The 13,564-nt window shown below is 38.4% G+C and carries 17 protein-coding genes; 5 read left to right on the top strand and 12 right to left on the bottom strand.

Features of this window, described 5'->3' with window-relative positions; genetic code table 11:
* Positions 1 to 123: 123 nt before the first annotated feature.
* From ACVYAD_RS06180 to ACVYAD_RS06170, 3 genes are all read left to right on the top strand, one after another.
* Entirely contained in the window at positions 124 to 246 is a 123-nt protein-coding gene (locus tag ACVYAD_RS06180) for a hypothetical protein (RefSeq protein ID WP_476425290.1), read from the top strand.
* A 141-nt stretch (positions 247 to 387) separates the two neighbouring features.
* Complete coding sequence (gene sspI / locus ACVYAD_RS06175) at positions 388 to 597, top strand: small acid-soluble spore protein SspI (RefSeq protein ID WP_079563188.1); 210 nt, start codon at positions 388 to 390, stop codon at positions 595 to 597.
* 77 nt (positions 598 to 674) lie between these two features.
* Positions 675 to 2,054, top strand: coding sequence for an FAD-binding oxidoreductase (locus ACVYAD_RS06170; protein WP_476425288.1), 1,380 nt, complete (start codon positions 675 to 677; stop codon positions 2,052 to 2,054).
* A 59-nt stretch (positions 2,055 to 2,113) separates the two neighbouring features.
* Here ACVYAD_RS06170 and ACVYAD_RS06165 read toward each other — a convergent pair whose 3' ends face one another.
* From ACVYAD_RS06165 to ACVYAD_RS06145, 5 genes are read right to left on the bottom strand one after another with little or no spacing between them, the layout of a single operon-like run.
* Positions 2,114 to 2,935, bottom strand: a complete 822-nt coding sequence (locus tag ACVYAD_RS06165) for an ABC transporter ATP-binding protein (RefSeq protein ID WP_476425286.1) — start codon at positions 2,933 to 2,935, stop codon at positions 2,114 to 2,116.
* Positions 2,932 to 3,933 (bottom strand): FecCD family ABC transporter permease, encoded by a 1,002-nt coding sequence (locus ACVYAD_RS06160; protein WP_349659248.1) that lies wholly within the window; start codon positions 3,931 to 3,933, stop codon positions 2,932 to 2,934. Before ACVYAD_RS06160 ends, ACVYAD_RS06165 begins: the two co-directional genes overlap by 4 nt.
* 13 nt (positions 3,934 to 3,946) lie before the next feature.
* Positions 3,947 to 5,089, bottom strand: coding sequence for an ABC transporter substrate-binding protein (locus ACVYAD_RS06155; protein WP_476425284.1), 1,143 nt, complete (start codon positions 5,087 to 5,089; stop codon positions 3,947 to 3,949).
* The gene (locus tag ACVYAD_RS06150; RefSeq protein ID WP_349659246.1) at positions 5,089 to 5,688 is read right to left on the bottom strand and encodes a hypothetical protein; all 600 of its coding nucleotides are present in this window, start codon (positions 5,686 to 5,688) and stop codon (positions 5,089 to 5,091) included. Before ACVYAD_RS06150 ends, ACVYAD_RS06155 begins: the two co-directional genes overlap by 1 nt.
* Complete coding sequence (locus ACVYAD_RS06145; protein WP_349659245.1) at positions 5,685 to 6,317, bottom strand: hypothetical protein; 633 nt, start codon at positions 6,315 to 6,317, stop codon at positions 5,685 to 5,687. Before ACVYAD_RS06145 ends, ACVYAD_RS06150 begins: the two co-directional genes overlap by 4 nt.
* A 230-nt stretch (positions 6,318 to 6,547) precedes the next feature.
* Between ACVYAD_RS06145 and ACVYAD_RS06140 the strand changes: the two genes are divergently transcribed.
* Positions 6,548 to 7,183 carry a hypothetical protein gene (locus tag ACVYAD_RS06140; RefSeq protein ID WP_476425282.1) on the top strand — a complete coding sequence of 212 codons (636 nt, stop codon included), beginning with the start codon at positions 6,548 to 6,550 and terminating at the stop codon, positions 7,181 to 7,183.
* Complete coding sequence (locus ACVYAD_RS06135; protein ID WP_476425280.1) at positions 7,180 to 7,791, top strand: hypothetical protein; 612 nt, start codon at positions 7,180 to 7,182, stop codon at positions 7,789 to 7,791. Before ACVYAD_RS06140 ends, ACVYAD_RS06135 begins: the two co-directional genes overlap by 4 nt.
* A 76-nt stretch (positions 7,792 to 7,867) precedes the next feature.
* On the opposite strand, the gene ACVYAD_RS06130 is transcribed toward ACVYAD_RS06135, so the two are convergent.
* From ACVYAD_RS06130 to ACVYAD_RS06100, 7 genes are all read right to left on the bottom strand, one after another.
* Positions 7,868 to 8,380 (bottom strand): GNAT family N-acetyltransferase, encoded by a 513-nt coding sequence (locus ACVYAD_RS06130; protein ID WP_079563197.1) that lies wholly within the window; start codon positions 8,378 to 8,380, stop codon positions 7,868 to 7,870.
* Between the two features lie 146 nt (positions 8,381 to 8,526).
* A complete protein-coding gene (locus ACVYAD_RS06125) occupies positions 8,527 to 9,234 on the bottom strand; it encodes an amino acid ABC transporter permease (RefSeq protein ID WP_476425278.1) in 708 nt (235 codons plus the stop codon).
* Between the two features lie 12 nt (positions 9,235 to 9,246).
* On the bottom strand, positions 9,247 to 9,951 hold the full coding sequence (locus tag ACVYAD_RS06120) for an amino acid ABC transporter permease (RefSeq protein WP_476425277.1): 705 nt from the start codon (positions 9,949 to 9,951) through the stop codon (positions 9,247 to 9,249).
* A 26-nt stretch (positions 9,952 to 9,977) separates the two neighbouring features.
* On the bottom strand, positions 9,978 to 10,802 hold the full coding sequence (locus tag ACVYAD_RS06115) for a transporter substrate-binding domain-containing protein (protein WP_476425276.1): 825 nt from the start codon (positions 10,800 to 10,802) through the stop codon (positions 9,978 to 9,980).
* Positions 10,803 to 10,817: 15 nt separating this feature from the next.
* On the bottom strand, positions 10,818 to 11,090 hold the full coding sequence (locus tag ACVYAD_RS06110) for a glutaredoxin family protein (RefSeq protein ID WP_476425274.1): 273 nt from the start codon (positions 11,088 to 11,090) through the stop codon (positions 10,818 to 10,820).
* 12 nt (positions 11,091 to 11,102) lie between these two features.
* Positions 11,103 to 12,110, bottom strand: coding sequence for an LLM class flavin-dependent oxidoreductase (locus tag ACVYAD_RS06105; RefSeq protein ID WP_349659238.1), 1,008 nt, complete (start codon positions 12,108 to 12,110; stop codon positions 11,103 to 11,105).
* Positions 12,111 to 12,158: 48 nt separating this feature from the next.
* Positions 12,159 to 13,487: an LLM class flavin-dependent oxidoreductase gene (locus tag ACVYAD_RS06100; protein WP_476425272.1), complete on the bottom strand. Its 1,329-nt coding sequence runs from the start codon at positions 13,485 to 13,487 to the stop codon at positions 12,159 to 12,161.
* Positions 13,488 to 13,564 lie beyond the last annotated feature (77 nt).

Raw genomic sequence — 13,564 nt, 5'->3', positions numbered from 1 at the left:
AAGCACTTTTTAATATTTATACGCAACAATAGTGTGATATTTAAAAAATGATATGTTTTAACTTTCTTCAGAAGTTAAAGCCTCCGGCGAATGTCATGGAAATCGGAAAGGAGTTCTTAGGGGATGTTAGCCGAAAAATCACCACATCCATGCGATAACGGCGAACTGACCTGCATCGGTAAAAACGCCACGTCCTGTGGCATTACCAAAATGATCGACATCGTGTCGGACCTCACGCAGACCTAAGCACAGAGCCGATTATGGACGCATTGTTTATCTGTGCGAAAGCAAAGCGGCAGCTACAATTATGCCGTGGCATAATTGAACTGTAATTCTATACATATTTCTTTAAGAGTTGGACAAATTACTACTAAGGAGGCGAAATAGATGAATTTTCAAATAAGAGATGCGATTACGACAAACGTACATGGACAATCAGCGGCTGAATTTAAAGATATTGTCGAGGATGCAATTAGCCGTGGTGAAGAGCATTTACTTCCAGGGCTTGGTGTGTTTTTCGAAAAATGGTGGCAGCAATCTAGTCCTGCTGAGCAGGATGCATTTACCCAAAAATTAGAAAAAGCCTTTGCTCACTAATTTTTTATAGCAGTTCATTCCATTTCCTATAAATGCATGATAAAGTTTAATTTATCAGAAAATTAGGAGGGATTGGAATGACTGTTGCTGTAGAATTAATAGTAAATCAACTAAAAAAAGTTTTATCTGAAGAACAGGTGTCAACAAACGAAACGGTGCGACAGCTACATGGAAAGGATGAATCTCATCATACAATGAGCTTACCAGATGTCGTTGCCTTTCCTCGTTCCACGGCCGATGTCAGTGCCATCTTAAAAATTGCGCATGCGGAACGTGTACCAGTCGTACCTTTTGGTGTTGGCTCAAGTTTAGAAGGTAATGCAATTCCCATTGCAAATGGCATTTCTATCGATTTCTCTGAAATGAATGCTATTTTAGAAATTCGACCAGACGACCTGCTAGTAAAAGTACAACCGGGTGTAACACGTGCCCAATTGAATAAAGAATTAAAAAAACACGGACTTCAATTCACAGTTGACCCGGGTGCTGATGCTACACTAGGTGGAATGGCGGCAACGAATGCCAGTGGAACAACCGCAGTGCGTTATGGTGTTATGCGCGATCAAGTAAGAGATTTAGAGGTTGTACTCGCAGATGGTTCAGTCATTCATACCGGTAGCTTAGCAGCGAAGTCTTCTTCTGGTTATCACTTGAATGGCCTTTTCATTGGCTCTGAGGGTACGCTAGGTTGCTTTACAGAGTTGACTTTACAAGTCTATGGTATACCCGAATTTGTAGCGGCGGGACGTGCAGTTTTTGCGACAGTTGGCGATGCTGTCAATGCAGTAACCGCATTGCTGCAAGTGGGCATTTCAATTGGCCGTGTTGAACTGGTCGATGAAGCCTCTATTAAACAAGCAAATATTTATAATGAAACATCCTATGACGAGAAACCGACACTATTTTTAGAATTTCACGGAAATGAAGCTGGTATGCATGCAGATATAGAATTTGCTAGAGAAATTTTTGCGGACTTTGGCTGTCTTTCTGTTGAATTTGAACATGACAATGCAGCTCGTAATAAGCTATGGGAGGCGCGCCATTCATTAGCCTATGCTTATATCCATGCCTATCCGGGGAAAAAGCTTATGTCGACTGATGTTTGTGTGCCGATATCTATGCTTGCTGAGTCCGTTTTGTATGCTCGTGAACAGCTTGAGGAAGTTGGTCTTGCAGGCGGAATTGTAGGTCACGTAGGAGACGGTAACTTCCACGCCTTGTTAATGTTAGATCCAAACGATGCTGAGGAGCAAGCAAAAGCCAACCGCTTCAATGAACATATCGTCCAATTTGCTTTACTGCGTGGTGGCACTTGTACCGGTGAACATGGTGTTGGTATTGGGAAAATGAAATATCAGTCTACAGAGCATGGAACGTCTTTATTAGTGATGAAGAGCATAAAGGCAGCACTTGATCCACATAACATTATGAATCCAGGGAAAATTTTCAACTTATAAGGTAGATACTTAAAACACGATCTCGCCATGAAAGGAGGGACCGTGTTTATTTTTGGAGATTATCGACTGTTACGCTCAGTCCCTAATGCACTTGGTATCATCGTTTCAACCAGGTAATCTCCTTCTTCAAATATTATTTTTTTCAACTCAATACCGAAAAATTCCTTCATCCTTACTTCTGTCATTACCTCTTGTACTTTACCGTAGATGACGCCTTTTTCTTTTGCAGTCATCAAGACTCGGTCTGCTAGATAAAATGCATGATTTGGGTAATGGGTATTAATTATGCATGAGATTCCACGTTCCTTTGATAAACGCTTAATCGTTTGTAAAATAACTATTTGTTTTTGAATATCCAAATGCGACTCAGGTTCATCTAAAATCAAAACTTCTGGTTCAGAAACAAGCGTTCTTGCAATTAAAGCTAACTGCAATTCACCACCACTAATTTCATTGCATGATTTTTTAGCAAGATGTAAAATATCAACCATTTCAAGTGCTTGATGAGCCGCTTCCAAATCCTTCGCAGATGGCTGAGCAAGGGTACTAATATACGGAGCCCTCCCCATAACGACAAGCTCTTCTACAGAAAATCCAAATACCATTTTATGCGCTTGGGGCACATATCCAACACGTTTCCATAGTTCTTTACGATTTAATGTTGCAAGCGATTTGCCGTCTATGAAAGTTTCTCCTTTTTTCCATTCAAGTAACCCAGTTATACATTTTAACATCGTCGTTTTCCCTGCTCCGTTCGGACCTAGAATCGCCATTATTTCACCTGGCTCCAACGTGAAATTGATGTCTTGTGCATATAAATCAGGTAATCTTTTTCGTTTTTTTTCATAATGATAATTACCGTTTATCACTTCAATTTTCATGCCCAGCCTCCTCCTGAACGGCGTAATAAATAAGCGAAGAAAGGCGCTCCAATAATTGCTGTTAAAATAGATAAAGGTATTTCTGTTGCTGTTAATGAACGAGCTAAATCATCAATTATTAATAAATAAATACTACCAATAGCTACAGATACAGGTAATACAAATTGATTGTTATTCCCGACTAGCATACGTGCAACATGTGGAATAATTAAACCGACCCACCCAACAATACCAGCAACTGCCACGGATGCGGCTGTAATTAAAGTCGCTCCTAAAATGACGAACCACTTTAAACGAGTAACGGGAATTCCCATTGATGCTGCCTCGTCCTCCGGCAATGTTAAAATATTCAATCGCCAACGAAGCAAGTATAAAAGTAAAATTCCCATTAATATTAGTGGTCCACCAATATATAAATCCTTATAGGTCGCGGTACCAAGACTCCCCATTAACCAGTAAGTAATGGCTGGAAGTTTTTCTTCTGGATCAGCCACAAATTTTGTTAAGGAAATTAATGCATTAAAGAGTGCAGACGTAACAACACCAGCTAAGACAAACATAAAAATTGGTGCATTTTTCTTTGCCCCTGCAATTAAATACGTAAAGCCAATTGCACCTAATCCAAAAATCAGCGCCATCATTTGTGCAATAAAGTTTTGCCCAAATAATAATATCCCAAGCGATGCTCCAAACCCTGCACCCGCAGAAACACCTAATATATCAGGAGATACTAGTGGATTCCCAAACATACCTTGAAAGCCTGCACCCGCAATCGATAAACCACCGCCAATTAATAGTGCAAGTAAGATTCGAGGTAACCGAATATTCATAACTACAGTTTCTTCCATATTTGTCCATGTTTGCTCAACAGGAAATACTTGAGAAGCTAGGATTTTAATAATATGCTCCAAGCTTACCTCAAACCGTCCAACACCGAGAGAGACGATTGCTACAAAAATCGGTAGCAACCATAAAAGTAACATTTTCCATTTCTTCATTTACAATCATTCCTTAATATTTCGCTGCATCTGAAGAAGGATTTAAAATAGAGTGGACTTCCTTATCTGAAACATCAAATTCATAGAAATCCTTATAGTAAGCTTTAATCTCATCTTCAATTTTATAGTTGAATAACGTTGGGTGATTTTTTTGTGCCATCCATTTTAGCATTAATGGCGCATCACCACTTGGTGGGAACCAACGATAAATACCTAATGGAATTTTATAAACTTTTCCATCTTGAACAGCTTTCACCTGACTCCAATCCTGACCATCCACCTTGTTTTCAAGCAAATCCTCCGGCTGTGTTTCAGTAAAGTTAGTGATATAAATGATATCTGGATTCCAAGCATAGATTTGCTCCATATTTACTTCTTTTCTTCCGTCTACATCATTTTCAGCTACATCTATAGCTCCAGTTGCATTAAGCCACTGGTTACCGAAGAAATTTCTACCACCGACAGTAATTGATTTATCATTATGCATATGTAAAATCATTGCTCGTGGCTTGTCCTTTGTGGCAACATCTTTCAATTTAGAATTAAGTTCGGACTGCACTTTTTTACCTTCATCTAAAAAGCGATCAGCACGGTCAGTTGTTCCTGTTATTTGACTCGTTAATGTCAACCAACTATTGAATGTTGCTAGAGGCTCAGCAGCTGCCGCATCAATAGCTTTTACAGCAACAACTGGAATTCCCACTTCAGTGATTTTGTTAATTGAATTCTCATCTGTTGCAATTTCAACGTAGAGCTGTGGATTTATTTTCATTAATTCTTCCACATTCACTTCACCATTTTGAATAAATGATGTTTCTACTTTTAAAACATCTGGTGAGATTTTGGCTAAAATTGAATTTTTCGCGGCATTATACGAATTTGGATGCATACCAACAATTTCTTTCGTTGAGTTTGTAGCGACATACCATGTAGAGAAATAAGGTAATATTCCTCCTGTCACGACACGATCAATTTTGCCCGGTACTGTTACTTCACGCCCAAGCTGATCCGTCACAATTTTTTCCTCTACTGTTGACTGAACTTCCGCTTTTGAAGATTCAGCAGATTGATTTGACGCTGATCCTCCATCTTGACTGCCACATGCTGCAAGCATTGCTGTTAATGCTAGCGTAGCTAAATAACCATATTTTTTCATTAACTCTCTTCCTCTCTTAACCATTTTGCCATTCCGTGTAAAAAGGGCTTCGACTGATCGATAAAACCAAGCCCAATATGGAACATCGGATCTAGTGTTGTGACAACTAATTCACCTTTAAAACTTACGTTGTCGATATAAAATAGTGAACGACCACCTGGTATGTCTAGTAATGATTGCGCACCAACTGGTGGTAAAAACGAACCATGATAATGCCACTTCATATTATGAAGCGTTATATAGGTAAATAATGGATGTGTTGTATTTCGCTCGCTCATTGGTAAATCGCCGTCTTCGCGTACCCACCAGCTGAAATTCACTTCTGAATCCTCCCAATCAATTGTAGGAAACCAATTATCTAAAATCTCACCAAAAATAATGAGTCGCTTACCCGATTCAATAAATGAGATAAGCTGGGATTGATAACGTCTCAAATGGGGAATATCAAGGCGGCATGATAAAATCAATGTGTCATAATCTGCTAAATTATATCGATGTAATTCACGAATATGTAAAATATCATCATATAAATATTGAAATTCTCGGTCTTCAAAAAATCGGTTTTGAAAGGGTAATCCATTTGTTACGATACCAATCATTGTGTCTCCACTCCCTTCAATTGATTGCGCTCATACTCTTCTCGGATGCATGTAAGCATTTGCAAACTTAAATATCGCGAGGAATTATCTTCATCGATAAATACCCGATAAATATCCGTCCCTGCACCTGCAAAAATTGTGCCATTTGTTGAATCACGATCCACATATATGATCGTCGCACCACTTTGATCCGTCACAAGTACTTCTGCATGCAGTGGAATCTTTTCGAAATAACCACGAGAAAAAAATCCTCGAACTCCTTTACGGTAGTTAATGTCATAAGCGTCAATACCTGCGAATAATGGATGTATTGGCTCTTTTATAATTATTTCACGATCCTTTAACGGAATCGGAGAACGCTTCCAGCTAGGAACTCCTACTAGCCAAGGTAATGATGTCTCTGTAAGTGAAAAAATAACGCCTCCCTGAGACAAATATTGATTCAAAACATCTTTATGCTCTAATAAAAATTGCTCTTCTACTAAATTAGTAATAATTAAGCCTGTGTAGGCACGTAAATCGGTATACGGTAAATCGTATAAATATAAAAATGTTAATCCTCGCTTTCGATCCTCATCTGTCAGTCTCGAAAACTGTATATCAATACCAACATAAGCAATTGGTTGCAAAACGAACCCTTCTTTCTATCTTAGTTTTATTGAAAATGATTATCATTTGCATCTAAATACATATTACAGTATAGTGATAATGATTATCATTGTCAAACTAGTTTTGTGCTCTTCCTTTTGTTTCCAAGACATTATAGAGGGAATTTTTTCCTCGAACAATATATTCAAAGGGCATAAAATGCTTTTTCAATATAATTTATTACTTAACTTTATTTTTGGAGGAATAAAATATGAGTGACCCGATTTCGATACTAAAACTAGACCCTGGACATGCTTTCGGTGTGAATGGTCGTATGCAAAAAGATACAGGAAATGAATCAAAAATAATTGATCAATATGATTTTGCATATGCAAATTTGGAGAATGTGGATGTTATCCTAATACCAAACTTTATTGATCAAGAATTTTTGTATAGTCAACGTGAGAAGATTGCTGCCTTTTTAGAAGAGAAAAAAATCGTAGTGTATTGTGGCCATCTATTCCGCGAATGGCTACCAGGCTGTGGTCCATTTATGCCACAGCTTATTCGTAATTATAAAGATTATGAGGTTTTTCCGACTGCAGATTCATCTATTTTCCAAGGTGTAACTATCGAAGATATGACATTTAAAAAAGGAGTTGCTGGCTTTTTTGCACGTGGTTATCATCACGCACCAGAAGATGCAGAAATATTACTTACTTTCTCAAATGGTAAGGCGGTTACATATGTAGATCGTTCTACAACAAATGGTACCATCTTAGTCCATGCAGGACGGGATTTACTGGGCTATGCTAATGAAAACAAATCAACAGACCTTATTCGCCCACAATTTTTAGCATGGCTTGAAGCAGAAGTACAATCATTAAAGGAGAGCACAGTACAATGAGAAAAATCGGTGTTATATATAGTGGTAATGAGTCACATTATCGGACGTTCCACGAGCCAAAATTCAATCAATATATAAAAAAATTAATTTATCATCCCGATTTCCTAGAAACGGACATCGACGACTTAGACGTACTAATTGTTCCCTCTCAATTAAATCACAAACTGTTACTTGCTAGCGTGACAAAAATACAATCATTTGCTGATAAAGGTGGAATTGTAGTTGCATTTGGACCACAGCCATGGAATTGGCTACCAGCACAACAATGGGAAGAACGACCAACGAATTTTTGGTGGTGGCTTGAAAAAGATGCTTCAAGTGGTCTAGTATTACAACAACCAAAACACCCTCTATTTAACGGTTATTTAACACTCGCTGACTGCACATGGCATCAACATGGCGTCTTCTGGCCTCCTGAGAATGCAGATATTTTAATTTCGACGGAAGATGGTGGTGCTGTTTTATATATTGATACTACCTCTACTGGCGGAACATGGATTATTACGACATTAGATCCTGATTTCCATTTCGGATCTTACTTTATGCCAGCAACCGAGCGTTTCTTTGAAGGATTTTTCCCGTATTTAGCCTATGGAAAAATTTTATAAGCGCTGTTTTAAAAGTAAAGGCCATAAAAAAGGGTGAATCAACCCTTTCCTATGGCATAAAAAAATTTACGAAAATTTATAAATCATAGCGGAAACTTTTTACAAGCTTACCTCCCTTATAAAACTCTTTAGATTCATCTCTTACGAAGCCCAGCGATAAATAAAGATTAATAGCAGCCTGCATAATATCACCTGAGTGCAAATATAATGCTTGATCCTGACGATTGCGTGCAAAGTCGAAGCTTTCATGCAACAATTTTTTAGCAATACCTAGCCCTCTACCTTTAGGATGGACGCCCAGTAAGCGTACAATGGTAGACTTTATGTCAAGCTCCGGCAGACCATACGCTTTTTCGGAATCTGTAAATAATTGCAGTCCCCCTAAAATCTCATTGCCACGCTTTGCTACTAAAATGGTTTCTGCATTTGGATTACCAACAGATGCGCGAATATCACTTAAGTACGATGCCCAGTTCTCTGGGTTTTCATATTCTTTTTCATATTGTGCATAACTCTCTACTAGAACCTCTAAATACCGGGCATAGTCTTCCTCTTTCAAATGCTCAATCACTATTTCAGCTACTGCCATTGTTCAATCCCCTTTTCTATTTAATCATCTATATATCCATTATGCCTCAGCATAATTACGTCTCTTAGCCTGAGGTACTCTTTTCAGCGAAAGTTTGAATACCTGTCGCTACGCTTTCGGTACAAAAGACATTCGCCGAAAAGGAGTTAAATGCCGCCCTTACTATAGGCAGTTACTCTTTTTTCAATACGATGGGCAAGCCATTCAATGATTACTGAAACACCCCAATAAATTAGCCCGACAGCGATAAATGCCTCCAAAAATTTCAAATTAATAGAAGCAACGATATTCGCAACCCCAGTTAACTCTTTAACTGAAAGGAAAAATGCTAGTGACGTGGCATGTAAGAAACCAATAAAGACATTTGTGAAATTAGGGATGGATTTACTAAATGCTTGGGGTAATATATAGCGTCGCATCGCCTGTGAAAATGTTAAACCGACTGCATATGCTGCCTCTAACTGTCCCTTTGGTACACTTAAAATACCGGACCGAATTATTTCGGAAGCATAAGCTCCTGCACTTAGCGTCAAAGCAAAAATAACAAAAAATAAAATAGGTATAGAGCTTGATTGAATCTCAAGTTTTAAAGCCTTGGCAAAGACATCAACAACAATTGGTATGCCAAAATAAACAAGCATAATATGCATAATGATAGGTGTGCCTCTAAAAAAAGATACGTAAAAATTAAACAATGGTGCGAGAAATTTGGTTTGTTGTATCCGAATAAATGCAACAATAATGCCGATTAAAGTGCCCAATAAGACAGGTGTAACTGCCATGAACAACGTTAACGGCAATACTTTACTAATTTCTTTTAACGCTTCAAAAATAAAAGCAATATCTATTGTCATAGCCATTACCCCCTAACTAGATGCAGTTTCCTTAGGCATATATCGATTAAGATACCGTTCATTGCGCTTTAATGCATTTTCTAACAAAATAACAATGACATAATAAACGATGGCCAGCGCCAAATATATTTCCAGTGCTCTTGTCGTTGAAGCAATTAGCGTTTCTCCACGTCCCACCATATCCATAACGCCAATTGAAAATGCTAAAGACGTATCCTTTAATGAACTTATCATCGTATTTGCCATATTGGGAAAGGCCACACGAATCGCCTGAGGGAGAATTATGCGAATAAAGCCCTGTATTCCACTTAATCCAACAGAATAAGCTGCCTCCATTTGTCCACGATCAACTGTTAAAATTGCCGCTCTAAAAATCTCTGCAAACGATGCAGCATTGCTCAACGTATAAGTAATAATTACAAAATACATAGCATCCATTCTTGTTACATCAATATGCACAAGTTTCAATAATGCTGGTATACCGTAAAACACTAAAAACAATTGCACTAAAATCGGCGTACCTCGAATAAACGAAATATAAATCGTTATGATTTGCTTCAAAACTGGTATGTGTAATAGCTTTGGTATAGCGATCACTATACCGAGCAGCATGCCTAAAATAGTGGCGAACACTAAAATTTCAAGTGTTACTGGTAAATACTGAAGCAATATTGGAAGTACTTTTGCAATTAGTGTGAAGTCAAAATCATTAGCCATACTTCCTTCTCCCTCTCCTATTTCGTTTAGAAGTCTACCGTATAATCGTCACCTAGCCATTTCTTACTTAGCTTACTAATAACGCCTTCTGCCTTTAATTCTCGAATTGCATCATCCAGTCGCTCTTGTAAGACAGCCTCGTCTTTATTTAATAAGAAGTAAACTTTTGAATTTAATAAAGCATCTCCTACAACCTTCTCCTGCGCCTCATTACTTTCGTTATAGTACTTTACTGCAAATGGTGTTGTAATGATTGCATCGATTCGACCTGTCGCAAGTTGATTGTGAATATCAACCGAGCCGGAGGAATAGATAATATTAGCGCCTAAATTATGTTCCTTATTGTATTTCTCTATATAGACAGCCGAGTTACTAGTTGGTGAAACACTAATGTTTTTCCCATTTAAATCATCAATGGATTGAATAGAATTGTTTTTTGCATTGACTGTTACTTGTAATGGGAATACATTATAGGGCTCTTTATTAAAGAGGAATTTCTCCTCTCGTTCACTATTGACCTCCATTTGATGGGCAATAAAGTCAATTTTCCTTGTCTCTAAACTTAATAATAAATTTGAAAATTCCATTGTTTTAAATTCAAATTCATATTCTGGTAGCTTCTCATCAATGGCACGAACAAGCTCTACATCATATCCTGTTAAATTCCCCTTATCATCTATGAAACAGATATTTGGAAATTGGGTTCCTGTACCAACAATGATTTTTTGAACGTCCTTGCCACCTTGTGCTGCACTATTTTCACTAGTATCCCCTTCGGACTTTTCCGTATTTGTACAAGCTGTTAAAAGTAAAGTTAGCAATAATAGTAGATAAAACGATAATTTTTTCATAAACTCCCTCTCTTCTTATGCATGCGATGGTTGATCAACAGCAAGTACTGCTTTTAAATGCTCCAACCCAATTTCTGTTACTGCTTTAAAGACGCCATTTGCTCCAATTTCGACAACCGGGACATAACGGACACCATATTTTATTTCAAGAATGTCACGGAATGCATCCTGATGTGTTACATCCACTGTTTTGTATGAAATGCCTTGTTGTTGTAAATATGTTTTCACTTCATCACAATAGCTACAGCCTTGCTTCGACCAAACAATTACATCTATATTTTTTGCCATGTTCATTTCCTCCTAGCTTACCGCTTCTTTTTGCTGCAAATTTACTGGACTTAAAAGTTCAAATGATCGTTCCCGTTCAAATTCCTTCAACACAGGCGTATGCAAAATAAACTCATCAATTTGATAACGCACATGATAGTCATCTAATACCGTTTTAATGTCTTCTGGAGTACCATATACAATATCTGCATCATATTGCTTCACTGTAAATGTCTCTCCAGATTCCTGCCCAAATTTCTCTGCAAGTTCTACCGATTGTAATGTTAGGCTTCTACCACTCGCTAAATGCACCTTCGTAATTTTTTGATCACCAATTAACTCTTTCGCCTCTTCTTTTGTAGGGGCTGCAAAGGCTGCGATAGAAACAGCGAAATGACCGTTTGGATAATGCTTGCGATATGCTGTAACTGCTTGTGCTAACACGTCATTGTCACTATTAATAAATCGAGCAAAGACGAACGCAATGCCTAATGTGCCTGCAAGGGCGGCACTTTGTGGACTTGCCCCAAGTAAAAATAATGCTGGCTTTACCTTTGGAATCGGCGTTGCCTGTACTCCATATAACTCGTGCTCAGATGGTACAGTTTGATCAATTAATTGCTGCAAAAATGATAATCTTCCCTCGAAATCTTCGCCTTGATTGAGCGTGCCATATTGCAACGCCTTCGTAGAGAGGGGTAAACCGCCCGGTGCCTTCCCTATGCCTAAATCAACTCGCCCGGGCTCCAACGATGCGAGAACATGAAAATTTTCTGCTACTTTGTATGGGCTGTAGTGCTGAAGCATCACTCCACCCGACCCGATATTAATAGACTTTGTTTTAGCAAGTAGATAAGATACTAATACCTCTGGGGATGATCCCGCTAATGTATCTGTATTATGGTGCTCTGACACCCAAAAACGTGAGTAACCCAATTTCTCTGCTTTTTGTGCTAGAGCCACTGTTTTTTGTAAGGTCTGCTCGTTTGTAGCGCCCTCAATTATCGGACTTTGATCTAATATACCTAATGAATAGCTCATACACTTTCCTCCTCCAAATACACTTACTCATATATGTTTACTAGGTTTTTAGACAGATTGTTTGATATAACGGCTTTCTTTAAATGGTAAACCTAAGTTACCACGTAATGTGTCCGCCTCGTATTCTTCACGATATAGCCCTCTAGCCTGTAAAATCGGCACAACCTTATCTACAAAATCCTCCAGTGCTCCAGGTACAGTAACACCTATAATAAAGCCATCAGCCGCCTCTTGTTCAAACCATTCCTGTACGAAATTAGCAACATGCTCTGCTGTGCCAAAGAACGCCGTTTTTGGGGTTGCTTCACGTAAAGCAACTTGTCGCAATGTTAACTCTTCTAGTTTGGCATATTTTTTAATATAATCAGTCGTACTTCTAAAGCTATTTGCTCCTATTTCACCAAGCTCTGGGAACGGAGCATCTACATCATATTGTGTAAAATCATGATGATCGAAATATCGACCAAGATAAGCAAGTGCACGCTCTATCGAAACGAGCTCAACGATTTCCTGATACTTCGCTTCCGCTTCCTCAAGCGTATCGCCGATAATCGGAGAAATTCCTGGGAAAATTTTAACTTCATCTGGATTGCGTCCAAATGCTGCAACCTCAGTCTTTACTCTTTTATAAAATTTCTGTGACTCTTCTAATGACGTACCATGTGTAAAGATTGCGTCTGCATCCTTTGCGGCTAATCGAATTCCTGCATCTGAAGAACCCGCTTGGAAAATAACGGGCTGCCCTTGCTTAGAACGCGCAATATTTAGCGGACCTTGTACTGAAAAATATTGGCCCTGATGATTTAATGTGTGTAGCTTAGTCGAATCAAAAAATACATCATTTTCTACATCTGCAATGAAAGCATCGTCATCCCATGAATCCCATAATCCCCTTGCCACTTCTAAATATTCCTCAGCAATATGATAGCGCTCTGCGTGACTAGGGTGCTGCTCAATTGTTTTATTGTAGTTTAAGGCAGTGCTTTCTAACGGGGTCGTGACAACATTCCATCCTGCACGCCCCCCACTAATGTGATCTAACGAGGCAAATTGACGCGCCACTGTAAATGGTTCGCTATAGGAGGTTGATACAGTGCCTACTAACCCGATGTTTTTAGTTGCTACTGCTAGCGCCGAAAGAATAGTTAGTGGTTCGAATCGATTTAAAAAATGAGGAATCGATTTTTCATTGATGAACAAACCATCCGCAATAAAAGCAACATCAAATTTCCCTTGCTCAGCCTTTTGTGCCTGTTGAATATAAAACGGCAAGCTTACACTTTGATTGCTAGCAACCTTAGGATGACGCCAACTTGAAATATTACCACCTACACCATGAATAATAGCCCCGAATCGAATTTTGTCCTGTCTCACCATATTTACTCCTCCTCAAATTTTATTTTTACTAAACATAGTGGTTAAGTATGTTTTAAGTTTAAAAAAATACTTTATTT

The organism is Lysinibacillus sp. G1-3, from assembly GCF_056322905.1.
Note: the sequence above shows the minus strand (reverse complement) of the source record. Positions and strands in the feature narration are given on the sequence as shown.